Annotated in this window: 22 protein-coding genes and 3 pseudogenes; 13 read left to right on the forward strand and 12 right to left on the reverse strand. The window is 67.9% G+C overall.

Annotated features, from left to right (window positions below; translation table 11 throughout):
- Positions 1 to 73: 73 nt before the first annotated feature.
- Positions 74 to 1,675, forward strand: a complete 1,602-nt coding sequence (locus AB0I79_RS58520; protein WP_357893888.1) for an IS4 family transposase — start codon at positions 74 to 76, stop codon at positions 1,673 to 1,675.
- 44 nt (positions 1,676 to 1,719) lie between these two features.
- On the opposite strand, the pseudogene AB0I79_RS58525 reads toward AB0I79_RS58520, so the two are convergent.
- Positions 1,720 to 2,097 (reverse strand): annotated as a pseudogene (locus tag AB0I79_RS58525) (DDE-type integrase/transposase/recombinase); the annotation flags it as partial.
- A gap of 393 nt (positions 2,098 to 2,490) precedes the next feature.
- Between AB0I79_RS58525 and AB0I79_RS58530 the strand changes: the two are divergent.
- The 5 genes from AB0I79_RS58530 (at position 2,491) to AB0I79_RS58550 (ending at position 4,573) form a co-directional block, all read left to right on the forward strand.
- Positions 2,491 to 2,868 (forward strand): hypothetical protein, encoded by a 378-nt coding sequence (locus AB0I79_RS58530; RefSeq protein WP_357893890.1) that lies wholly within the window; start codon positions 2,491 to 2,493, stop codon positions 2,866 to 2,868.
- Positions 2,869 to 3,013: 145 nt separating this feature from the next.
- Entirely contained in the window at positions 3,014 to 3,367 is a 354-nt protein-coding gene (locus AB0I79_RS58535) for a hypothetical protein (RefSeq protein ID WP_357893892.1), read from the forward strand.
- The gene (locus AB0I79_RS58540) at positions 3,348 to 3,623 is read left to right on the forward strand and encodes a hypothetical protein (protein WP_357893894.1); all 276 of its coding nucleotides are present in this window, start codon (positions 3,348 to 3,350) and stop codon (positions 3,621 to 3,623) included. The genes AB0I79_RS58535 and AB0I79_RS58540 overlap by 20 nt, the downstream gene beginning before the upstream one ends.
- A gap of 211 nt (positions 3,624 to 3,834) precedes the next feature.
- Positions 3,835 to 4,125 (forward strand): hypothetical protein, encoded by a 291-nt coding sequence (locus AB0I79_RS58545; protein WP_357893896.1) that lies wholly within the window; start codon positions 3,835 to 3,837, stop codon positions 4,123 to 4,125.
- A 97-nt stretch (positions 4,126 to 4,222) separates the two neighbouring features.
- The gene (locus AB0I79_RS58550) at positions 4,223 to 4,573 is read left to right on the forward strand and encodes a hypothetical protein (protein WP_357893898.1); all 351 of its coding nucleotides are present in this window, start codon (positions 4,223 to 4,225) and stop codon (positions 4,571 to 4,573) included.
- Positions 4,574 to 4,745: 172 nt separating this feature from the next.
- Here AB0I79_RS58550 and AB0I79_RS58555 read toward each other — a convergent pair whose 3' ends face one another.
- From AB0I79_RS58555 to AB0I79_RS58570, 4 genes are all read right to left on the reverse strand, one after another.
- Positions 4,746 to 5,426 (reverse strand): hypothetical protein, encoded by a 681-nt coding sequence (locus tag AB0I79_RS58555; protein WP_357893900.1) that lies wholly within the window; start codon positions 5,424 to 5,426, stop codon positions 4,746 to 4,748.
- Positions 5,360 to 5,779, reverse strand: coding sequence for a hypothetical protein (locus AB0I79_RS58560; protein ID WP_357893902.1), 420 nt, complete (start codon positions 5,777 to 5,779; stop codon positions 5,360 to 5,362). Before AB0I79_RS58560 ends, AB0I79_RS58555 begins: the two co-directional genes overlap by 67 nt.
- Before the next feature lie 433 nt (positions 5,780 to 6,212).
- The gene (locus tag AB0I79_RS58565; protein WP_357893904.1) at positions 6,213 to 6,356 is read right to left on the reverse strand and encodes a hypothetical protein; all 144 of its coding nucleotides are present in this window, start codon (positions 6,354 to 6,356) and stop codon (positions 6,213 to 6,215) included.
- A gap of 401 nt (positions 6,357 to 6,757) precedes the next feature.
- A complete protein-coding gene (locus tag AB0I79_RS58570; protein ID WP_357893906.1) occupies positions 6,758 to 7,186 on the reverse strand; it encodes a hypothetical protein in 429 nt (142 codons plus the stop codon).
- On the opposite strand from AB0I79_RS58570, the gene AB0I79_RS58575 reads away from it, so the two are divergent.
- Complete coding sequence (locus tag AB0I79_RS58575) at positions 7,185 to 7,484, forward strand: DUF4193 domain-containing protein (RefSeq protein ID WP_357893908.1); 300 nt, start codon at positions 7,185 to 7,187, stop codon at positions 7,482 to 7,484. The genes AB0I79_RS58570 and AB0I79_RS58575 overlap by 2 nt on opposite strands.
- Before the next feature lie 304 nt (positions 7,485 to 7,788).
- Here AB0I79_RS58575 and AB0I79_RS58580 read toward each other — a convergent pair whose 3' ends face one another.
- Both AB0I79_RS58580 and AB0I79_RS58585 read right to left on the reverse strand, forming a co-directional pair.
- A complete protein-coding gene (locus tag AB0I79_RS58580) occupies positions 7,789 to 7,914 on the reverse strand; it encodes a hypothetical protein (RefSeq protein WP_357893910.1) in 126 nt (41 codons plus the stop codon).
- Positions 7,915 to 8,544: 630 nt separating this feature from the next.
- Positions 8,545 to 9,917 (reverse strand): annotated as a pseudogene (locus AB0I79_RS58585) (IS1380 family transposase).
- A 214-nt stretch (positions 9,918 to 10,131) separates the two neighbouring features.
- Here AB0I79_RS58585 and AB0I79_RS58590 point away from each other — a divergent pair.
- Positions 10,132 to 10,809, forward strand: coding sequence for an aminoglycoside phosphotransferase family protein (locus tag AB0I79_RS58590; protein WP_357893912.1), 678 nt, complete (start codon positions 10,132 to 10,134; stop codon positions 10,807 to 10,809).
- Positions 10,810 to 10,946: 137 nt separating this feature from the next.
- On the opposite strand, the gene fxlM is transcribed toward AB0I79_RS58590, so the two are convergent.
- Positions 10,947 to 12,365 (reverse strand): methyltransferase, FxLD system, encoded by a 1,419-nt coding sequence (gene fxlM, locus AB0I79_RS58595; protein ID WP_357893940.1) that lies wholly within the window; start codon positions 12,363 to 12,365, stop codon positions 10,947 to 10,949.
- Between fxlM and AB0I79_RS58600 the strand changes: the two genes are divergently transcribed.
- The 3 genes and pseudogenes from AB0I79_RS58600 to AB0I79_RS58610 all read left to right on the forward strand — a co-directional run.
- Positions 12,262 to 12,768, forward strand: a complete 507-nt coding sequence (locus AB0I79_RS58600) for a phosphoribosylaminoimidazolesuccinocarboxamide synthase (protein WP_357893914.1) — start codon at positions 12,262 to 12,264, stop codon at positions 12,766 to 12,768. The genes fxlM and AB0I79_RS58600 overlap by 104 nt on opposite strands.
- Entirely contained in the window at positions 12,765 to 13,571 is an 807-nt protein-coding gene (locus AB0I79_RS58605) for a 3'-5' exonuclease (protein WP_357893916.1), read from the forward strand. Before AB0I79_RS58600 ends, AB0I79_RS58605 begins: the two co-directional genes overlap by 4 nt.
- Before the next feature lie 6 nt (positions 13,572 to 13,577).
- Positions 13,578 to 13,691: pseudogene (locus AB0I79_RS58610) on the forward strand (disulfide bond formation protein DsbA); the annotation flags it as partial.
- Between the two features lie 528 nt (positions 13,692 to 14,219).
- Here the strand turns inward: AB0I79_RS58610 and AB0I79_RS58615 are convergent.
- Positions 14,220 to 14,345 (reverse strand): hypothetical protein, encoded by a 126-nt coding sequence (locus AB0I79_RS58615; protein ID WP_269433553.1) that lies wholly within the window; start codon positions 14,343 to 14,345, stop codon positions 14,220 to 14,222.
- 249 nt (positions 14,346 to 14,594) lie between these two features.
- Between AB0I79_RS58615 and AB0I79_RS58620 the strand changes: the two genes are divergently transcribed.
- A complete protein-coding gene (locus AB0I79_RS58620) occupies positions 14,595 to 15,224 on the forward strand; it encodes a class I SAM-dependent methyltransferase (RefSeq protein ID WP_185110958.1) in 630 nt (209 codons plus the stop codon).
- 453 nt (positions 15,225 to 15,677) lie between these two features.
- Complete coding sequence (locus AB0I79_RS58625) at positions 15,678 to 16,307, forward strand: class I SAM-dependent methyltransferase (RefSeq protein ID WP_185110958.1); 630 nt, start codon at positions 15,678 to 15,680, stop codon at positions 16,305 to 16,307.
- A gap of 357 nt (positions 16,308 to 16,664) precedes the next feature.
- On the opposite strand, the gene AB0I79_RS58630 is transcribed toward AB0I79_RS58625, so the two are convergent.
- The 3 genes from AB0I79_RS58630 to AB0I79_RS58640 are packed head-to-tail and all read right to left on the reverse strand — an operon-like array spanning position 16,665 to position 20,906.
- Positions 16,665 to 17,153, reverse strand: coding sequence for a DUF4265 domain-containing protein (locus AB0I79_RS58630; RefSeq protein WP_326628196.1), 489 nt, complete (start codon positions 17,151 to 17,153; stop codon positions 16,665 to 16,667).
- A 7-nt stretch (positions 17,154 to 17,160) separates the two neighbouring features.
- A complete protein-coding gene (locus tag AB0I79_RS58635; protein ID WP_357893941.1) occupies positions 17,161 to 19,665 on the reverse strand; it encodes a site-specific integrase in 2,505 nt (834 codons plus the stop codon).
- On the reverse strand, positions 19,662 to 20,906 hold the full coding sequence (locus tag AB0I79_RS58640; RefSeq protein ID WP_357893942.1) for a tyrosine-type recombinase/integrase: 1,245 nt from the start codon (positions 20,904 to 20,906) through the stop codon (positions 19,662 to 19,664). The genes AB0I79_RS58635 and AB0I79_RS58640 overlap by 4 nt, the downstream gene beginning before the upstream one ends.
- Positions 20,907 to 21,144 lie beyond the last annotated feature (238 nt).

Raw genomic sequence — 21,144 nt, forward strand, 5'->3', positions numbered from 1 at the left:
CTGTAGATCAGATGTCGGCGAAGATCATCTGAAGAGTGGAGTCCCGTTGCGGGATCAGTTTGTCATCCCCCGGATGGTGCGGGTGGCCGCGGGAATGTTCGCGCCGGGCCATTTGGGAGAGCTCACCCAGGTGGTGCCGTTCGAGTTGATGGATGCGGTGCTGGTGGAGACGGGCCGGGTGCAGCACCGGCTCCGGGAGCTTCCCTCGCGGGTCGGGGTGTACTTCCTGCTGGCGATGTGCCTGTTCCCGGAGGTCGGCTACCGGCTGGTCTGGGACAAGATGACCAGTGCGCTGGCCGGGCTGCCCGCGGTTGCTTCGCCGACCGCCAAGGCGTTACGCGACCTGCGCCGCCGGGTGGGCGCTGCGCCGATGCGGGCGCTGTTCGAGGTGGTGTGCGGCCCGCTGGCGCAGCCGGGGACACCGGGGGTGCGGTTCGGCCGCTACCGGACGGTCTCCTTCGACGGCTGCAGCTCATTGAAGGTGCCCGATACCGGCCGGAACCAGGCCTGGCTCGATCGACTGGCCCATGGCGGCTATCCCCAGCTGGAGCTGATGACCCTGGTGGAAACCGGCACCCGGGCGCTGATCGGCGCCGTCTTCGGGCCTACCGCCACGGGCGAGACCGAGTATGCGAAGCGGCTGCTGCACCTGCTGAGGCCGGACATGCTGGTGCTGTGGGACAAGGGCTTCGACGGCAACGACTTCCTCGCCGCGGTGACGGGCACCGGAGCCCAGATCCTGGGCCGGCTGCGCAGCAACCGCCGCGCGCCGATCCTGTCCCACTTGGCCGACGGCTCCCATCTGTCCGTGATCGGCACGGTCAATCTGCGCATCATCGACGCGCAGATCACCGTGACCTGCGCCGACGGCACCGTCTTCACCGGCTCCTACCGGCTGGCCACCACCTTGACCGACGCCCGCCGCTACCCGGCCGACGCCCTGGTCAGCCTCTACCACCAGCGGTGGGAACACGAATCGGCGTACTACGCCCTGCGCCACACCCTCCTGCGCGGGCGAGTCCTGCGCTCCGGCGACCCGGGCGGCCTGCAGCAGGAGATGTGGGCGCTGCTTACGCTCTACCAGCTGCTACGCACCGTCATGGTCGACGCCGCTGAATCCCGGCCGGGTACCGACCCGGACCGCTGCTCCTTCACCATCGCCCTGCAAAGCGCCCGCGACCAGGTGATCCAAGCCGCCGGCGTGACATGCGACGACACGCCCCCAGGCGCCGGAGTCATCGCCCGCGCCATCCTGGCCGGACTACTCCCGGCACGGCGCCTGCGGGTGAGCACCCGGAAGGTCAAATCGCCCGTCTCCCGCTACAAAGAGCGGCTCGACGACGGCCGGCCCGATCACAGCCGCACCGTCACCGGCCTGGTCATCACCCTCTTGCAACCCGTGCCCACGCCACCTGCCGTCTCCCGGGACGAGCGGCCCCTCGCCGCAGCCGAGCGCCGCAGACAACAACAGGTCCTGGCCCTGCTCCACCAAGACCCCGACCGCTCCTGGCCGGCCCAGGACATCGCCCGCCACCTCGGCGACGTCACCCTCAACACCATGTACCGACAACTGTCCCGCTGGGCCAGCAACCACCTCATCCGCAAGATCGGGCCAGGCACCTACACTGCCCAACCAGATTCCTCAGTGCCCTTGCCAGCAGCCCAAAAGCCTTAACTACCTGGCCTTGGGGGCTCGCCCCGAAGTGTGGACACCGGTCGCTATACGGCGAGCAGCACCCTATCGACAGTCTGCTGCTCGTAGTCGATGGGGCTGAGGTAGCCGAGGGTGGAATGCCTCCGTCGGGTGTTGTAGCGGGTGATCCACTTGAAGACGGCCAGACGGGCCTCACGGGCCGAGGATCAGCGCTTGGCGCCCTGCAGCGTCTCGCGTTCGAGGCTGGCGTTGATGGACTGGCGCACCCCGAGCTCGGCGCAGACTTTTGCGAACTCGGCCGAGGTGTACTGGGCCCCGTGATCGGCATGAAAGATCACGCCGTCCAGACTGCCCCGTGTCGCGGCGGCCACTCGCAGCGCGTCGGTCACCAACTCGGTGCGCATGTGATCGGCGATCGACCAGCCCGCCAGCCGATCTGCGCCGGCTGGCTGAGGGACCTGCCGAGCGTCCAGGTGCCCTCGATCCACATCTCGGTACGCCCGGGGTCGCGGGTGTGGCCGAAGTAGTAGTGGCCGGCGTAGCCGCCGTCGAGCTGATGCAGATCGATCTTCGACGGGTACAGCCCCTGGCCCTGGCTGTCCTGGCGAAGGTGAAGGCGAAGCCGCCCTGACTCGCCCCCGTGGTGCCGCAGCGCGGGGTGGACGTCCCGCCGGGCAGGTCGTCGATCACCAGGGAACCGGAGGGCAACCCGCTCGTGCCGCACACCGGCGGGTAGGCGGTACCGTTGGCCTGATAGGCGTAGCCGGGGTCGAAGCGCCGATGGGAAGATCAACCTGCACAACCTGGGCTCCGGTGCGGCCGAGATCTCGGTCGAAATGATCGGCTACTACACCGCAGCCGAACGCGGCTTCCTCCTGCGAGGAGTCGTCCCGGTTTCGGTCGCCGAAGGCATGACGATCGCCGCCGGCGGGACCCAGGTGCTGCGGCCGTCCGGTGTGGAAGGCATTCCCTCCTCCGGCGTCACCGCACTCGGCCTCGCCCTCACCGCCCGGGGCGCCGCGAACGGCACCATCGAAGTAGTTTCGCCGGACGAGGCTGCCGGGGTGCGGGCGGTGGCGTACGCGGCCGACAAGGACACGGCCGGCTTCGTCACCGCCGCCTTGCGTCCTGACGGAAGCATTGTGCTGAAGAACACCGGCACCACCCAGGCGGCCCTCTCGGCGACCGTCTACGCCTACTTCGAAACCGGATAAACGCAGCATGTAACGCGCTCGCTTATCTCACGACTAAGGACTTGCCGATTATTAACTCGCAGGGGGGACCACGCCAGCCCTGATCACTGCCGGATCCAGGTGACTAGCGGTACCGTGGAGTACGTATCCAGGCTAGGAGGTCGAGGTGTCCACCCCTCATCACGATGGCGAGGCGTTGATTCCTCGTCCAGCGCTGACGACGGCTGCTTTGCGGACCGCAGTGGCGCAGATTGCGCCGGCCTACCTTGGCCAGTTCGTCGAGCATCTGGATCAGGCGACCGAGCAGGCCGCGCGGCAGAGCACCGTGGCACCTCTGCAGGCCTTCCTGACGCAGTGGGGCGAGTTCGTGGCGATCCACCGCTATCCCGAGCGAGCGGCCCGCCTGGGTGAGCTGGAGCGACAGGTCGCTGCTGCCACCGATCGGAAATCAGCGTCGCTGCTGTTGGCCGAGATCAGGCAGATCACCGAAGCCGCCGCCCGTGACGCCGCCGGTGAGTGATGGCTGGGGTTGGGAGTACGACCCGGATGAAGAACAGGTAGCCGCCGGACTGCCCGACCTGGTGACCGCAGAGGTCGAGCGGCTGGCCGGCCAGCTCGTCGCCCTGGGAAGAGATGCAGCTGACGTAGGCCGAGGCCCGCTGCACGGGGGCGGGCTACGGACGCTTGACCTGTTCGGCGGGCGAGGCTTCCTGCACTTCATCGTCGCCGAGCATCTTCAGCTAGTACTGATTGTTCGCGTCACCTGGCTGGATTGAAAGGCTCGTCGCGCAAGGCGCCGCTTCGCTCTCCTCTACGGCGTGGCCCCGGGCCCGTCGGCGCCCTGGGCGATGAACTCGTCCAGGTTCGACAACGCCACGTTGCTCAGCAGTGGGCTGCCAGCGGATGTCTCCTGGCGGACGGCAGGGCCAGCGGACGGGGTCGTGTCAGGCGCATTCCCGCAGGTTCCGCCGGACGGCGGGAATGACGATGGAGCGGTTCCTGGCCGATCCGTGGGTGCGGCCGCTGCCCCCGCTCGGACCGTGCCAGGTCGCGGCCTGCAGTCGCCGGTCCGAGAGCGAACATGGCTACTGTCCTACCCACTATGTCCGGTGGCGCGCCACCGTGACCGCCGACCCTGACACCGATGAATACCGCTGGCGGCTCACCTGTCCGGCAGTCTCCGAGGGCGGCCAGGTCAGCCTGCGTGGGCTGGCGTCGCTGGTGGTGGTGCAACTTCTGGCCGGGATCCAGCACCGTGCCTGTAAGTTCCGGCGGTAAATGGCCGGGATCTCCAGTGCTATTTGGCCGGACGTGATCTCGTGGCGGACACGAGTACGGCCCCGCCGCGGCGGGGCCGTACTCGTCGATATGGGTGGTGGGTCGCGAGTTCGAGGCGGGAGCCTCACATGACGCCGATGATCAGGTTCTCGCGGGCGGCTTCGACGACTTCCTTGGTCACGGTGCTCAGCTGGTTGATTTCCAGGACGCGTTCGATCTGGTCGACGAACATCTGGCCCGCCAGCACCCGATGGCCACGCCCGCCCCGCCCAAGAAACGCTCCCGCGCCGCGCGAGCAGCGCAACTCACGGCAGGCAAGACTCCCCTCCCGCAGGACGACATCGGGGACCGCCTGTTCCTATACGCCCGCGAACTGGAGTCCCTCGTCGCCGGCGGGAAGCTGGTCCGGCTGCTGATGCGCGCCCGTCTCACCTCCGCCGAGACATGAGGGGTGCACGATTAGTCCTGCGCAGGTCACGCACGGTTATCGCACCGGCGGCGTGCAGCAACACGAAACCATCTGCGCCTTGCGGGACCTGCCCGCAAGGCCGGACCGAGGCCGCCACGGAGGCCGCCCAGCAGCGGCTCCGCGAGTGCACCCCCGTCCTCAACCGGCAACCTCACTCCACGGGCGATGCGCCCTCGATGACGTGCGCGGGGTCGAGGTCGGTGCGCGGCCGGAGGTAGCGGCAAGGGTGCCGGTGCCGAAGTCCCTCCCGAGCGGTGTCCACCAACGCCTCAACGACCAACTCGGGGCGGACCTGCGTGTAGCTGATGGGGTCACGTTCACCGTACGGACTCGACGCCCATCCCGGCGGCAGAGGAGCCGGCCACGGATGCTCCCCGGCCGCGGGGGTGAGCAGTGGCGCGATGTCGGTGGCGGCCTGCGCGGTGAGCTGGGTGGTGCGGCCGACGACGCGGAGCCGCCCCGTCTGGTCGTAGCGGCCGAGGATGAGCCCGCTCGGCCGCCCGGGGTGACCGGTGTAGCCGCCGACGACCGCATCGGCGCTCGTTCTCCGTTTCAGCTTGTACCAGCCGCGGGCTCCGCACCTGTAGGTGGAGCGGGTCGGCTTGATGACCAAGCCCTCCGCTCCGGCGACGTGCATCGTGTCGTACCAGGTGCGGGCCTCGGCTTCGTCGGTCGTCTGCAGGCCCAAGGCGAGCACGCCGGCGGCCGGGATCGTCTCGAACAGCTCCTCCAGGAGGACGCGGCGCTCAACCAGGGGCAGGCCCGTCACGTCCCGGCCGCGCAGACGGAGCACGTCGAACGCCGCGAGGTGAACCGGCTCGGTCCTCGCCATGGCGGCCGCCCGGCAATATTGCGGCGGTGCAGCGCGCCGAAGTCGAGGCGGCCGGACGGCCCCCATCGGACGATCTCGCCGTCGAATACAGACCCTGCGAGGATGTGCTCGAAAACCGACCAGACCACCTCGGGAAAGACCTCGTTCAGGCGGGCGCCGCGCCGGGACTGGAGATGGACACCCCGGTCGTCGTCCACCCGCGCGAGAGCCCGGAAGCCGCCCAACTGAGGCTCAAAACAGAGACTGCCCGGCCGACCCGCCGGGAAGTCGTCCACCGGCCGCGCCAGCATCGGCTCGATCAGGCCACGCAACCGTGTGCGGGCGTGTCTGCGCTGGCCGGAAGGGATGGCCATGCGCCGGTTGTATCGGCCGCCAGAATAAGACAAAACCCATAAAAGGTAGATAACGCCCAAGAGATGCCCTAACGGGATATGCCATGCTGGCGCGGCGACCATCCCCGCACCCGAGCACGCCACCGCCGTCGAGAGTTACACCCGCACCGGCGGCCTGCCGTAACACGAGACCACCCCCGCCCTGCTGGAACTGCCCGCCGGCCAGGCCCAACCCACGAAGGACGCACCCGAGCAGCGGCTGGCCGCGTTCACCCCCGACCTCAACCAACAGTTCCACGCCGAAGGAACAGCGTCAGAACAAGCCCAGGCCGTCAATAGCGCGCCGGAGCTTCACCGGACGCACCTTCGCCACCGTCACGCTGACACCGAGACGTTCGGCGATCAGCTCCCATGACCGGCCGCGCGCCCGCGCCACCTCGATGATGTCCAGCTCCTACTCCAGCAGCCGCCGCCGGGCGCCAGACACCAGCAGCAGCGCGTCATCGACATCCTCGGGCGCCGGGCGCGGCACGTAGTCCTCGCCTTCCGGCTGCCGGACCGCGTCCACCACGCCCGCCACGCCCTCCACGCCCTCCACGCCCTCCAACAGAGGTACCCCGACACTCCCGAACTGCTCGACCATCCCCCTTCACAACCGCGCTGCCGTACTTCGGGGCGAGCCGCTTGCGAGCCTCCTCAACCTCACTGAATCGAGACACTGGCGGCACTCCATCACGCTGAACAAACGATCCGCCCATCCTCGCGCATCCGGCGGCGGCGCGACCGGTGAACGCTCAGCAGTCCCGCCACTCCGGCCAGAACCCCGGCAACCGGTCGTGCGAAGCCCGGCCAGCGCGCGATCAAGAACGCGGGAACAGAGGGGGCGGACAGCCGCTGAAGGCTGGCGCTGGTCCGATATGAGCGTGCATGTAGATCTCGCCATCCGCGAGCCTGGACCCTGGGGCTCCAGGCAGGCGTCGCCGGTCCGCCGGACAGACCTTAGAAGTCATCGTTGATGGACTGTACGGGCGAAGCCCGTTCCTCTTTGCTCGTCATGATCGCAGACGATGTGACTGACACCGCCCCCTTTACGTTGTAGATCAATTCGGTCGCCCCTGGCGCAGTTCCTTGGCCTTCGGCCTGGACGGCACGGGCGCCGAGCGCGGCCACGCCGACGACGGCGAGCCTGACGGGTGTCGGCTCACACCCGGTGCGCGAGGCCTGCGCGTCGGCGAGGCCGCTCTCGCCGACGCCCGTGATGGCCGGCCAGCCTGCCCGACGCGAAGGCCTGCCGTGTCTGTTCATAACCGTTGGGAAGCCGATGGTCCGGTGTGGATTGGCGCAGGCGACGAAGGGGAATCTCCGGCGGATCGGACACACCACCAGCGGCCCCCGCGCCGACACGTAGATGAGGCGGAAAGACACCATGGCGACCGACTACGACAGCCCTCGCAAGACCGACGACGACCCGGCGCAGGACAGTCTCGCCGAGCTCCAGGCCCACCGCGCCGCCGCCTCCTCCGCCAGCATCGACATCGACGAGACCGACCTGGCCGAGTCGCTCGAACTGCCGGGCGCGGACCTGTCGGACGAGGCGCTGTCCGTACGGGTCATCCCGCCTCAGGCGGACGAGTTCACCTGCTCGCGCTGCTTCCTGGTGCACCACCGTAGCCAGCGCGCGCCCGGGCGAGACGATCAGCACATCTGCCTGGAGTGCGCCGCCTGAGCGAGACGCCGAGCGCTGTTGGTGCCGGGGGGATGGACCCATCTTCCTGGATCTGCCCACCGCTCCTTGCGGCAGCCGAGACATCCGGGCTGGGCTTCTCCCGGGCCAACGGGCCGTCGCAGGCCGCTGGTGTCCTGCGGGAGTAGGCGGAGCCGAAGGAAGGCGTGAACCAGTGCACGAGCGGCGGCAGCTCCGGACCCGGTCGCCCCGCGACCGTCGCATCTCTCCACGTCCCTGCGGCGGGTGACGCACAGTAGGCGCTCGCCCCGGCCGTCCCCAGCCACCCGGCTACGCCACGTGACCGTCAGGCGGGCTCCTCGCCGCCGGCGTCGTCGACCTCTCGCAGGTCGGCCAGGTCCACGGTCCCCTGCAGCTCGTGCAGTTGGTAGTAGCCCGGCACGTCGATCGCATGCCCGGCCGGTACCGTCACCTTGTACAGACCTCGCCGAGCTGGCGTTCGGCTCTCGCATCCGGGCGAACAGCCAATGCGTGCTGCCCGCGGTGAGCTTGACCGGCTCGACCCGCAGGCCGTCAGCCCTCACCAGGTACCGGCCCATCACCGGGCCCAACCGATCGCGTTGCCCACGCATGCGACGATACGCCTGACGCCTCGCGGGACCAGGGGGTGGCGACCAGCCAGGGGCAGCCCCGGAGCGCGATAATCCTTGCTTACGGGAGGTGTACCGGCGCTTTTGGGCCGGTTAGCCGGGGTAGAAGCGGATCGTACGACGGGTTCAGCGTGCGGCTGGACTGCTCTTCCGTAGTGAGACGGCCGCTTCGCCACCTACCAGTGCGGAGCGGCCTTTCGGTCCCCTGCGCGACACCGGCGTGATGCGTGGCTGCCGATCTGCCATTCACCGCGGCACACCCGCCTCACCAGTGGCCCGAAGCGACGCAGAAGGCGCAGTAGGGCGGGCCGGGAGACGGGGCCGGCTGCGGTGTGTCCAGTCTCACAGCCTCGCTGTGGTCAGCGTTGGTGCCCGGCTGTCGCGCCGGGTGGGCGGGGTTCCACGGGCCCGCAGGTGTCCCTTTCCTGGTCGTGGGGGCGGTTTGGTGGTGGTCAGGTTGGTGCCGGCAGGGCGTGCAGGCGGGCCAGGGCGGTGGTGATCTGGTGGGCCCAGGGCCATCGCGTCGGGATGCCCAGGTGCAGGCGGCGGCCGCCGTGCACCAGTCGGCCGGCCACGGCGAGCAGGCGCAGTCGCAGGCGTTTGGGCTCGTAGTGGCGGGCGTCGGTGTCGTGCAGGGCGAGCAGTTGCATCCACGCAAGCAGTTCGCAGGCCAGGGCGACGATCTCGAGCCAGATCTGGTTCTGGGCGAAGTCGTGCAGGGGCAGGTTGCGCAGGCCGGTGTCCTTGGCGGCGCGGATGCGGTCTTCGGCGCGGGCCCGGCGGCGGTGGCGCAGTTCCAGGTCGGCGAGCTGGCCGCCGGGGGTGCCGGTGACGAAGCAGGTGAAGCGGTGCCCGTCCAGATCGGTGAAGCGCAGCTGGGCACCGGGGTGCGGGCGTTCCTTGCGGGCGATGACGCGCATGTCCGTGGGCCAGCCGGACAGCTCCAGCAGGCCGGTGAGTTCGGCGACCCAGGCGCCGGGCCGGGGCCGGCGGTCGGCGTTGTAGGCGGGGGTCCAGGCGGTGGCCGGGAGCTTGCCGATGGCGGCGGCGATGTCGTCGGTGATGGTGAATCCGGTGGAGTACTTCAGCCATCGTCCGGGGTGGGTGAGCCAGGTGAGAACTCTCGAGTGCCGCCGCCGGAGTCGGTGCGGATCAAGACGTTGTGCCGCTGGTGCTTGGGCAGCTGGGCGAGGGCGAGCCGGGTGGTCTCGATGTGGTCGGCGGCGGTGTTGGAGCCGGCGTTGCCGGGCCGCAGCAGCAGGGCCAGGGGCTCGCCGCCGTCGCCGGTGTGGTCGGCGAAGGCGGTCATCGGGTGGAAGCCGTAGCTTTTCTTCCAGGTCGGGGCCGCGTGTTGCTTGTCGGAGTGGGAGATGACGATGGTGGCGTCGAGGTCGACGATCACCGGTTGGCCGTCGGTTCCGGGCGCGTGAGCGCCGGCCAGGTGCCAGGCGCGCCGGCGGGCGGTGGCGCGGACGGCGCGGATGGCCTTCAGCGCGCGGGCCTCATCGGCGGCGAGCCGGTCGATCAGGCGTGAGACGGTCGGGTCGGAGGCGACGGGGCCGAACAGTTCGGGCTGGGAGCGCAGCAGGGCGATGTCGGCCAGGCAGTCTCCGCCGAGTGCGAGGGTGAGGGCCAGGTCGGTGATGATCTTTGCGGGGTCGTGGACGGCGCGGCTGGGCCGCCACCGCGCCAGCTGCTGCGATAGGTCCTTGTTCAGTCCGGTGATGCGCAGCGTCTGAGCCAGCAGCAGACCGCCGGCGTGGGAGACCAGCCCGCGGCCGTCGGCAGACACGGTGATCTTGCGGTTTGGGGCGGTAGAGTTCACTCGGAAAGTGCCTTCTGATGTGGGTTGGACGGGGCCTTAGACAAGTCCGAACCTCCCAGCTCAAGGGCACTTTTCTTATGTGAATGATCAGGTCGGCTCAAATTCGCCGTGAAAGCCGCAGGCTAAACTCGATATTCATCAAGCCCTTAGCGGGTTGTCCGTTCCTCTCATCTACGAGGGGCCTTGCCCCGGCGGACAGGTAGGTGCCGCCTACGTGCGCTGGCCCGACGGCCATCGATCCGTTCTGACCCGCGGCCCCAACGTGAGCCATCTGTTGTCTCTGGCCCGGGCCGTCGGCATCCCAACACCTGAGTACGAACTGGTTCACCCCCCGATCGTCGTCCAGGAACTGCTCCCCGGCACCATCGCACGCGTTCCCACGGCGGAGACCATCCAGTGCATGATCGAGATCAACCAGCGGTGCCGCGGAGTGCTCGCAGGGCGTGCGGACCTGCCTGCACTCCGGCTCTATCTACGTCAGGACGGACCCGGCTTTTGCCTGCACGGTTCGCTGCGCTCCTATGACAGCCGAACCCGTCATCTGCCCGATCAGATTGAGGAGATCGGCCACGCGTTCCCCGACACCCTTGAGGGCGACGACCTGGTCCACACCGACTTCCACCCGGAAAACGTGTTGGTGGACGAGAACGGAATCGTCACCGGCGTGATCGACTGGGACGGGGCCGTCCGCGGCAACGCAGACTTCGACCTCTTCACGCTCCGCTTCGATCTAGCCCATCGGGCCCCTGACTTGCAAGTTGGCGTCCCCGACGCCGTAGCTCTGGTCTGCTGGGTGCACATGAGCCTGCGCATGGTGGATTGGGCGATCCGCCACTTCGCCGCCCCCGACGTCACGATGTGGTTGGACATAGCCCAGAGGCTCAGACCCTGAACGGGAAGGGCATCTCATGGGGCTCACAACGTCCGTGTATGAATGGGCGCTGTGCAGGTCGATCCCAGCTAACGTTCACAGCCGCCAACACGAATCACAGGCACAGCGTCACGCTGCCGGTTGCGCGGGTGCTGTGCTCAGTCCCAGGCCAGGATCAGCTGTGTGTGCCGCTTGCCGAAGATCTTGCCCTTCTGCGGCGGGGACACCACGGCGTCAGCCGGATAGAGCAGGAAGGCCGGCTCCGCGCGGCTGCGCCATCCGGCGTCCCAGGCAAGGACGTGCCGGCGCAGCTCCTCGGCAAGCGTGGGCCCGGCTGGGCCGTGTCCATGGGCACCGAACTCCAACCGGCGCTCGCCACCGCTCTCCACGTGCCCGTCCGCGTCCCGCAGGGTGAGGTAGGCGAAACTGTCCGAGGTGATCAAGACGGGGCACGACCAGCGCAGGGCGAGGTCGACCAGGCCGTAGCCGCCGCGTTCGCGGTTGGCCCAGATCATGCCGAACCGGTCGTCGGTGGCCGCCAGGTACAGGTGCATCGAGTCGAAGGATTCGCCGCGGCCGACCGTGACGCCGGTCCACAGCTCGCTCCGCTCGCCGGTCAGCGCCCGGTCCAGGGCGGCGACGTCCAGGGCGGGGCCGCTCTCGCGGGTCAGCCGCACGGCGCCACCGGACAGTTCGGCCTCCTGGTCCTGAAATGCGCCAGCGCCTTGGACGGCGACGAAGCCACAAACCGTTGCATCCAGGGCAGTGAGATGGTCGCCGTCGACGACAAAGGTGAAGGATCGGGTCACGGTGCGAAACCGTAGCGGGACCACCAGCCGTCCGGCCGGTGCCAGCAGGTCTGCCCACGGCACATCCCAGACGCCGGCGGTGACCACGATGGCATCGAACCCGCCCTCCGGCGCGTGGTCGTGCGCCACATGCTCGGCATCGCCGAGCACCACCCGGACGTGCCCGTAGCCGGTCTCGGCCAGGAAGCGTGCCGCGCGTTCGGTCACGAACGGGTCGATGTCCACCGACACGACGAGCCCATCAGGTCCGACGAGCTCCGCGATGAGCGCCGCGTTGCAACCACCACTGCCGACCTCGAGGACCTTGGCGCCTGGGCGCAGGGCGGCGCTTTCCAGCATGGCGGCCTGCAGCCAGGGCGCGCTCACCGAGCTCATCGCCCGACCGGCGGCATCGCGCTTGGTGACGACCACATCGTTGACCGCGTACGCCGCCTCCGGTGAGGCCTCCGGCGCGAACCGCTCGCGCGGGACCGCGGCGAAGGCCTCCCGCACGGCACCGGAGGTGATCCAGCCCTGTTCGAGCAGGGTGGACACCATCGCGGTCCGTAGCTGTTCGGGCGTCTGAGCTGGTGCGATGTCGGTGCTCATCGGCCTACGGTATCTCCGCGCCTGGCACGGCGGCGCGTGAACCAGCCGGTAGGTCGAAAGCGCGATCCAAGAGCTGGTGTGGCGCGTGGTGCCAACGGGAACGCTTCGTGCAGCGCCGTCTCTGCTCACGCACGCGCGGGACGGCGCTGCGCACTTCCAGGCGATACACGACACCGCCATCAAGGTCAACGAGGTACTGACCGGGCACGCCGCCAAGGTCGGGCTGAGCCACTGCGACGGCAAGGCCGAGTTCCTGCTGTCGAGCGATGCGCGCCTCGTGCTGGCCGACAGCCCGGGCACACCCGACGAAAGCCGCCTGATGTACAACGGCGGGCACTGCGGCAAGCAGGTCCTGCGGAACTGGTACGTGGCCAACGGGCTCGACATTCCAACCCGCCAGCTGATCGCCGACGGAGTGCCCCGGAGCCAGTGGCCTCAGCCGGCGCCCCTCCCGCCCGAGTTTCTGCCGGCGATGTCGGACCTCTACCGATCTCTGAGCGAGACCTGGACCGGCGAGCGCCGCTGGAACGCGCCGGACCTGCACGCCGCCACACGGGCGGTCAGCGACCTCATGGGTCAATGACGGCACACGACGACCAGCATTCAGGCATGCTCCTCGATATGGCGGGCGTGGGCCGACACCGCCACGCCCCCTGGGAGAACGGTGGACACATGGGCGGTTTGACCGGCGACCCCGCCTTCGCGGCGACGACGTTCGTGGTCATCGACTTCGAGGCCACAACCCCCACGGGCTATCCGGCCCAGCCGATCGAGGTCGCCGCTCTCGCACTCCGCTACGAGACCGGCGCCTGGACGACGGCCGGCAGGCCGTTCTCCTCGCTCATCAGGCCGCCCGCGTTCGCCCCCGTCACACCGGCCGTCACGGCCCAGACGAGATTGACCGCAGAGCAGGTGGGGCAGGCTCCCAGCCCGGCCGAGGCGCTGGGGTCACTCGATCGGCGATTCGCCGTGGGCAAGCAGTACCTGCTGGTCGCTCAACACGCCGCCACCGAGGCCAACCTCATTCACCACCAACGTGAGCACTGCCCGGCGCTGGCCCGCATTGACCTCCTGGACACGATTCCGCTGGCCCGATACCTCTTCCCTGGTCTGCCCAACTACCGGCTCGATACGCTGCTGGCGCACTTCTCCATCAAGCATCCGCCGGATCGCCACCGAGCCTTCGCCGACGTCGAGGTCACCGCCGAGGTGTTCATCCGGTTGGTCGGCGCCGCGGACGAGCATGCTGAGTTCAGCGATCTCGCGGCTCTGGTGAAGATCGCGGGACGTACCGCCAAGTGCAACATGCCCGCCCAGGGCGAGCTGTTCGATGTCCACCCCGCCAGCGAGGGAGGCATGGCTAACCGGTCTGAGACAGGACGGTAACCCATCATGATCAAACAACAGCCGGACCGCGAGCAGGTCCCGTTCTGGTTCGATCCGCTGTGCCCCTGGGCGTGGGTGACCTCACGCTGGCTCCTGGAGGTCGAACAGGTCCGGCCGGTGTCGTGCTCGCAGCTGGGACGGTTCCTGATCACCCGTGAGAGCCACCGGGATGTCGTTCCAGGGGGATGGCACGCCCGGCTCCGATCCCTAACGTCTCTGAAGCCGTGGAAGACACTGCGGAAACGTGATCGAAAAGATCGCGAATCATCGGCTACCGCTCGTTCAGCTCAGTAGCGACTTTATGCCACATCTGATCTGTCCAACATGCCGAACGGACCCCTAGATACTGCGCGTCAAGTAGCCAGCGACCCTACTTGAAGTACTTGATGCACGACCGAGAACCACCAGAGATAAGATCACCGGCGTTTGCGGCTGATCGCGGCTCGCGGGTAGGTCAGGCCGAGGTGCGCGGCCGGCGGATTGTTGAGGTAGTCACCCCAGATGCAGCCCGTGGAGTGGGGGCAGGTCTCCAGCCACGTGTTGCAGTGCCGGCACAGCAGGCCTTCTCCGAACTACCAGTGCGATCTTCCTCGTTGAGGTCGAGATGCACCGGGGTCGTCCGTCTGCCGGGTTCTGAGAGAGGGGCGGTCAGAGGGTGCTGGACCGCCCGGCGATCTGGTTGAAGGTGGGCAGGCCCAGGTGGATCACAGAAGGCTTGAGTGCGGCATCGAGCTGAGTCAGCTTCTCCTCGGCGCCCGCCAGGCTGATCTCCAAGCCCTCGACCTCGCCGAGCCAGCCTTCACGCTGAGCTTCGGCGATCCGATCAAACAGGTTGTCGCGGATCTCGATCAGGCGGTCACGCTGGGACGGTTCAGGCCGGAGGAGCGAACATCGGACGCAAGCTTCTCTGAACCAACGAGAGTGTGCCCTGTGATCAGGTGACGGGACGATCAGTCCTGAAGGGGAGGTCCGGTGTGGGGCCGGAGAACGGGCGCGAACGGCGCGGGTGTTAGTTTCCTTCCCGTGTTAAAACACCAGGACGAGACCAGGGCGGCCTACGACGGGGTCGTCGAGCTGTACGCGTCGATGTTTGCTAATCGGTTGGAGACGCAGCCGTTCGCGCGGAACATGATCGGCACCTTCGCCGAGCTCGTGCGTGGCACGGGGAACCTGCGTGCAGCCGACGTCGGGTGCGGACCCGGGCATCTGACAGCCATGCTGCACGACTTGGGGCTGGACTCCTTCGGGCTCGACCTCTCCCCGGCTATGGTCGCCCACGCCCGGCGGGCCCATCCGACGCTGCGGTTCGACGAAGCGCGAATGGAGGCCCTGCCGATCGAGGACGGCGCGCTCGGCGGAGTGCTGGCCCACTACTCGATGATCCATACCCCACCTGGAGAATTGCCCGCGCTGCTCGCCGAACAGGTGCGTGTCCTGACGCCAGGGGGCCTGCTCCTGGTGTCCTTCTTCGGGACCGAGGGACCGGAGCCGGTCCGCTTCGACCACAAGGTGGCGCCCGCCTATAGCTGGCCGGCGGAGCAGTTTGCCGAGTTGCTGACCGGGGCCGGACTCGTCACGGTTGCTCGGTTGCTCCACGACCCAGCGTCCGAGCGGGGCTTCCTCGACACCCATTTGCTGGCCCGCCGCCCGTAGAGCGTGGCCCGTGGCCTGGGTCGGGGTGGTGTAGATCATCCGCGTGGATGAGCTCGGCTAACTTGAAGGTCCTCTTGCCGTACTGATTCGTGTCGCGATCTGGCTGAAGCGGGGCATGCCGAGATCAACCACTTGGCGTTGACGGACTTGCTCTGCATCGAGCTGGGCGAGCTTCTCCTCTGCGCTGGCGAGGCTGACTTGGAGTCCTTCGATCTCACCGAGCCATCCCTCCTGTTCAGCTTCGGTGATTCGGGCGATCAAGTTGTCGCGGATCTCGGCAAGCCGTGCCCGTTGGGCCGGGTCAGGTCGGAGGAGCGAGCATCTGACACAAGCTTCTCTGAACCAACGAGAGTGTGCCCTGTGATCAGGTGACGGGACGATCAGTCCTGAAGGGGAGGTCCGGTGTGGGGCCGGAGAACGGGTGCGAATGGCGCGGGTGTTAGTTTCCTTCCCGTGTTAAAACACCAGGACGAGACCAGGGCGGCCTACGACGGGGTCGTCGAGCTGTACGCGTCGATGTTTGCTAATCGGTTGGAGACGCAGCCGTTCGCGCGGAACATGATCGGCACCTTCGCCGAGCTCGTGCGTGGCACGGGGAACCTGCGTGCAGCCGACGTCGGGTGCGGACCCGGGCATCTGACAGCCATGCTGCACGACTTGGGGCTGGACTCCTTCGGGCTCGACCTCTCCCCGGCTATGGTCGCCCACGCCCGGCGGGCCCATCCGACGCTGCGGTTCGACGAAGCGCGAATGGAGGCCCTGCCGATCGAGGACGGCGCGCTCGGCGGAGTGCTGGCCCACTACTCGATGATCCATACCCCACCTGGAGAATTGCCCGCGCTGCTCGCCGAACAGGTGCGTGTCCTGACGCCAGGGGGCCTGCTCCTGGTGTCCTTCTTCGGGACCGAGGGACCGGAGCCGGTCCGCTTCGACCACAAGGTGGCGCCCGCCTATAGCTGGCCGGCGGAGCAGTTTGCCGAGTTGCTGACCGGGGCCGGACTCGTCACGGTTGCTCGGTTGCTCCACGACCCAGCGTCCGAGCGGGGCTTCCTCGACACCCATTTGCTGGCCCGCCGCCCGTAGAGCGTGGCCCGTGGCCTGGGTCGGGGTGGTGTAGATCATCCGCGTGGATGAGCTCGGCTAACTTGAAGGTCCTCTTGCCGTACTGATTCGTGTCGCGATCTGGCTGAAGCGGGGCATGCCGAGATCAACCACTTGGCGTTGACGGACTTGCTCTGCATCGAGCTGGGCGAGCTTCTCCTCTGCGCTGGCGAGGCTGACTTGGAGTCCTTCGATCCCACCGAGCCATCCCTCCTGTTCAGCTTCGGTGATTCGGGCGATCAAGTTGTCGCGGATCTCGGCAAGCCGCGCCCGTTGGGCCGGGTCAGGTCGGAGGAGCGAGCATCTGACACAAGCTTCTCTGAACTTGCGGAGGTGACCTCAGTCTGGGTCCGTGGCATGCCACCCGGCGGTGACGCACCCTTCTTCCCAGTGCCACCATCCCTTGGCCTCGCCGTGTTCCAGCAGCTTGCGGATCCGGCGAAGGTCCGCGGACGGTGGGACATCCAGCGCGACCATCCTGAACTGCTCGATACCCTCGCCCGTGGTGCCGAGTCGATGAAAGGTCTCCAGCACGGTCTGCCGTGCAGCCTCTGACCCACCGTCCTTCAGCACGATTAGCCGAATGGTGCAGTTGTTCGATGCCCGAACCGTCTCTCCGGCCCACCACAGGCCGTCCTCGTCGACCTGCACTCTGATGATGTCGTCGCTCGCGACTCCTCGGACGAACCACGGGGTGTTGTCGAGGCGGACGGTTCCATCGCCCAGGTCCACCGCCCACAGGCTTTCGACGCTTGCGGGCGGCCAGCCGTCCTCGTCCACCTCCATTCGGAAGTGGAGCTTCACATGGTCGTCGCCGATGTTGGTCACCGCGCCATCATTCCTGGCAGTCGGCAGGATCGGAAGCGTCAACATCACGAGCACGGATCTGATCGGGAGACGGTGTTCCGAGGAACACCGTCGGTGAGCTGCGGTCGTGCCGGGCGTTGAGCTGGACGAGCTTGTCCTCGGCGCCGGCGAGGCTGACGCGGAGCCCTTCGACCTCGCCGAGCCAGCCTTCACGTTCGGCCTCGGCGATGCGGGCGATGAGGTTGTCCCGGATCTCCTCGAGGCGGGGGCGTTGCGCAGGGTCTGGCCTGAGGAGTGAACATCTGACACAAGCGTGCTCATGAACACAAGGGGTTGAGAATGCGCGGCCGCAGGTACCGACCGACACCTTGCGCTTCTCGAAGTGCGCCAGGAAGGCGTCCCACTCCTCGTCAGTGGGGGTCCGGTATTCTTCGCTGGGACGGGTGGCCCGGCGGCGGGCGATGAACGCCCTGTGTGCCTCGATCGTCTCGGCCGGGTAGACGGCCTTGTAGCCCATCGTCGTATCAATGTTCTTGTGGCCGCAGATCACTTGGGCGATGTGCGGCGGCAGGCCGTTCATGATGGCGTCGGTGACGAAGATTCTCCTGAAGTCGTGCGGAGAGATCGTGAGTGGTGTGCCGCTGGCGTCGGTGAGCCCGGTGCACGCGATCGCGCCGATCAGCAGCGTGCGCAGGAATGTAGGGGTGAAGGCCCGATGCTCGGTGCCGATCTGCCGCTGGAACAGCAGTGGCATCGGCGGGTTCCAGACCTTCTCGCGGACGTCGTAGAACGGCGCCAGCGGGATTGCTCCAGCCGAGCCGCGCAGTCGGCGGACGACGGAGGACAAGACGTCCGCCAGTTCTGGGCTGACCAGCAAGAGCCGCTCGGTGTCGGTCTTCGAAGGGGCGATCTGTAGCAGCGGCACGACCTCCCCGGTCGTCGGCAGCCGGTATTCGGTGATGCTGTGGTGACTCAGCTCCAGGAGTTCCTCGTTGCGGATGCCGGTCAGGCGCAGAACCTCGACGGCGGCGAACGCCCAGAATGCTTCTTCCTCCTCGAAGGACAGGTTCCGTCGACGCCCGGTGAAGGTCTCCTCGGCCCAGGTGAGGTGCCCTGCGGCCTTAGTCGTGACGGCTCGGCGCAGCAATCCCTCGGTGCCAGGGATCACCGCCCCGGGCTCGGTGGCCTGTGCGGACCGGAGCAGCTCGGCGGCCGTGAGCCTGCGACGGTTGGCAGTGTTGACCAGGACGGGAAGCACGGGAAGACGCTCTCGGGTGCGCTGATCCATCCGTGCCTTGCGGTGCTTGCGTTCCTTGACCTTGCGGATCTCGTCGTCGCTGATCGGGCAGCGAACCACCCACGGTCCCCAGCGACCCGGTTCCTCCGCGGCCCAGTGGGCGAGGTCGAGGTAGAACGCCCGGACCCGCATCAACTCGTCCTTGGCATTCAGCCGGGGGCTAGTGATCTCGATCGCGGCCCCGTCGGGACCGGTGGTGGTGCGCCGCTTGGTGCTCAAGTCTTCCTTCCAGGCGCGGGCCAGCGTCGGTGGTAACAGCAACGTGTCGATGCCCGGTGAGAGCGCTTCGATCCGCGCCCAGAACAGCCCCGCCAGAGTCCGTGAGACCGCGTCCAAGCTGGCGAAGTCCAGCGACGGCTGCCGCTCGCGAAGGTATTCCACCAGCAGGTCCCGAATCGGGCGGCACCGGATCGGATAGCGGTCCACGAGCTCTTCGATGCTCAGCTGGCCCAGGGCCTGGCCGAACGCCCGGATCGTGGCCGGGGCGTCGTCGGAGAAGACGCCCATCGTCCGCAGCCGCAGGTAGAAGTCGACCTTGTGCTGACCGCCGCGGACGTGGACCCGGCGTTGGGTGTCGAACAGTTCCACGCAGTCTCCGACGGTGATGTCCCGGATCAGCCCGCCCTTGCAGGCCAGGATGCTCGCGATCCGGGTCGCGGCGATCTGGGCGTCCTTGCTGGAATGCGGCTGCGCGGCGGCCATGTGCGCCAGTTGGCCGAACCCGTCGGGGTCGCGGGCCTCGGCCATGATCGTGGCCAGATGCCGATGGGTTCGAGTGAGCATCCACGGCAGGCTGGGACGAATCACATCACCGCCGACCAGCACGAGCAGCCCGGTCGACAGGTCGGTGCTGACGTACGACGCCTGCGGCCCGGCCTGCGAGTTCAGGAAACGCAGCGGGAGCTGCGTCCAATCCACGCCGGGAAGGTCTTTGGCGCCGCTGACGGTCCACCGCTCCTGCCAACTGTCTCCCGGCAGGCTCGACAGCCAGTCCAACACCTTCATCACTCCGCGCCGACGACCGGCCCGGGTGGCCTTGGCCACCGGCAGAAACGGCGCCGTGGTGAGCCGGCGCAGCACGTCCTCAGCCGATTCTCCAGTCGCTGGCCACCACACTTCGGCAGCCCGAGACGGGAACCGCTCCCGCAGCACGCTGTTCCGCGCCCGAGCCTGCTCGGCGGTCGCGTTCGCGGCCTGTAGCGGCTGACGCGTCGAGTGCTTCTTGGTGATGGTCATGACGACCGCCCGAACAGGACGTCCAGCGCCTCGGGATCGTAGCCCGGCGCCGGAGGCGGCGGCACGGGTTCGGCGTTCCGGCCGCTCTGGCGGGCGTGATGGGCCAGCACCTGGGCGACGACCTCGTCCTGACGCGGGGCGAGGTAGACCTCGGTGGTGGTCAGGTGAGCATGGCCCAGGACCCACTGCACATCGGTCAACGTCAACTGCGGATCGCAAACCATTCGGCCGGCGGCGGAATGTCGAAGGTCGTGCAAAGTCCAGTCCGCGCCGAAAGTGGCGTTGACCCGCTCGAACATGCGGTGGGCGCCGTGATAGGTCAGCGGCCGGACCGGACGCCGCAGGGTCCACCACACCGGCTGCGCCTTGCCCCGCGGTATCAGCCCGTGCATTTCCTGCTGGTAGAGCCGTAGCCACACGAACGCGTCCGCCGACGCCGGCACCTGCTGCCGGGCCCGGGAGCCCTTTCGGACAACGCTGATCAGCTGCTGGCCTGGATCGACATCGCACTGGCGGATGCCGATCAACTCCGAGGCCCGGACCCCGCTGGAGACCCAGAACGCGATCAGGGCCCGGTCTCGGTTCGACGGCAGCGCAGCGAACAGCGTGTTGAACCATTCGTCCGGGATCGAGCGCGGGATGCGCCGTGGGACGCTGGGCCTGTAGCGACCCGTCTTCTCCGGCACCCAGGCGTCCATCGGGTTGTGGTGCGCGTGCACGCGGCCGGAGCGACGCGCCAGGTCCAGCGGAAACGGGTTGAGCAGCGGCCCGGAGCCTGCATCGCGATGCAGATCGTAAAACCGCCGCAGCACCGTCTCGCTGTGAACGACGGTCGAAGGGGCATAGCCCGGTCCTAACGTCGGCTTCCCGGTCACCGGATTCGGAGTTCCCGCGACCCGCGCCGATCGCCGCGCCCCAGCAGTCGCCCTGGGCTTGACCGAGCCTTGGATCCAGCAGCTGAAGTCCCGCGCCTCCACACGCGTCGCCCGATCCCAGGCCACGTCGACGGCGTGCAGGAACCGCCACCACCGCAGCAGATCCATGCCATAGGAGCGAACGGTTGCCGCCGCCTTCCCGGCCGCCAGCAGCTCCTGGAAGAAGACCGCGGCCGGCTCCACGGGCACGCCACCGGCGTCGATCAATCGATAGGGCTCGTACCGGTCGCCGGTCTCCATCAGCCGACCCGATCGAGCGACCACCAATCTCGATAGATCCCGCCCGGGAAGACGCTCGTCCATCATGACCGCAGACCGTACTGCCCAAGAACCGAACCCGTGCTCTGAACTGCACAATCCCCGTGGTTCGTTCAGTCAACGGGGCGTGCTCGTGGATGCACGACGTTCCGAAGGCCCGAGCGCAGGTTCCCAGAGAGAGCTTGCGCTTCTCGAAGTGGGCGAGGAAGGCGTCCCACTCCTCGTTCGTCGGGGTCCGGTATTCCTCGCTGGGACGAAGCGATCGTCGACGGGCGATGAATGCGCG

Source organism: Nonomuraea sp. NPDC050202, assembly GCF_040656115.1.
GTDB lineage: Bacteria > Actinomycetota > Actinomycetes > Streptosporangiales > Streptosporangiaceae > Nonomuraea.

Excerpts from the sequence above, each read along its gene's own strand:
- fxlM (WP_357893940.1), bottom strand. The coding sequence starts at position 12,365 with ATGGCGGTGTCGTGTATCGCCTGGAAGTGCGCAGCGCCGTCCCGCGCG.
- AB0I79_RS58575 (WP_357893908.1), top strand. The coding sequence starts at position 7,185 with ATGGCGACCGACTACGACAGCCCTCGCAAGACCGACGACGACCCGGCG.
- AB0I79_RS58530 (WP_357893890.1), top strand. The coding sequence starts at position 2,491 with ATGATCGGCTACTACACCGCAGCCGAACGCGGCTTCCTCCTGCGAGGA.
- AB0I79_RS58635 (WP_357893941.1), bottom strand. The coding sequence starts at position 19,665 with ATGACCATCACCAAGAAGCACTCGACGCGTCAGCCGCTACAGGCCGCG.
- AB0I79_RS58605 (WP_357893916.1), top strand. The coding sequence starts at position 12,765 with ATGACGGCACACGACGACCAGCATTCAGGCATGCTCCTCGATATGGCG.
- AB0I79_RS58640 (WP_357893942.1), bottom strand. The coding sequence starts at position 20,906 with ATGATGGACGAGCGTCTTCCCGGGCGGGATCTATCGAGATTGGTGGTC.
- AB0I79_RS58520 (WP_357893888.1), top strand. The coding sequence starts at position 74 with ATGGTGCGGGTGGCCGCGGGAATGTTCGCGCCGGGCCATTTGGGAGAG.
- AB0I79_RS58560 (WP_357893902.1), bottom strand. The coding sequence starts at position 5,779 with ATGGCCATCCCTTCCGGCCAGCGCAGACACGCCCGCACACGGTTGCGT.
- AB0I79_RS58570 (WP_357893906.1), bottom strand. The coding sequence starts at position 7,186 with ATGGTGTCTTTCCGCCTCATCTACGTGTCGGCGCGGGGGCCGCTGGTG.
- AB0I79_RS58545 (WP_357893896.1), top strand. The coding sequence starts at position 3,835 with ATGGAGCGGTTCCTGGCCGATCCGTGGGTGCGGCCGCTGCCCCCGCTC.
- AB0I79_RS58555 (WP_357893900.1), bottom strand. The coding sequence starts at position 5,426 with ATGGCGAGGACCGAGCCGGTTCACCTCGCGGCGTTCGACGTGCTCCGT.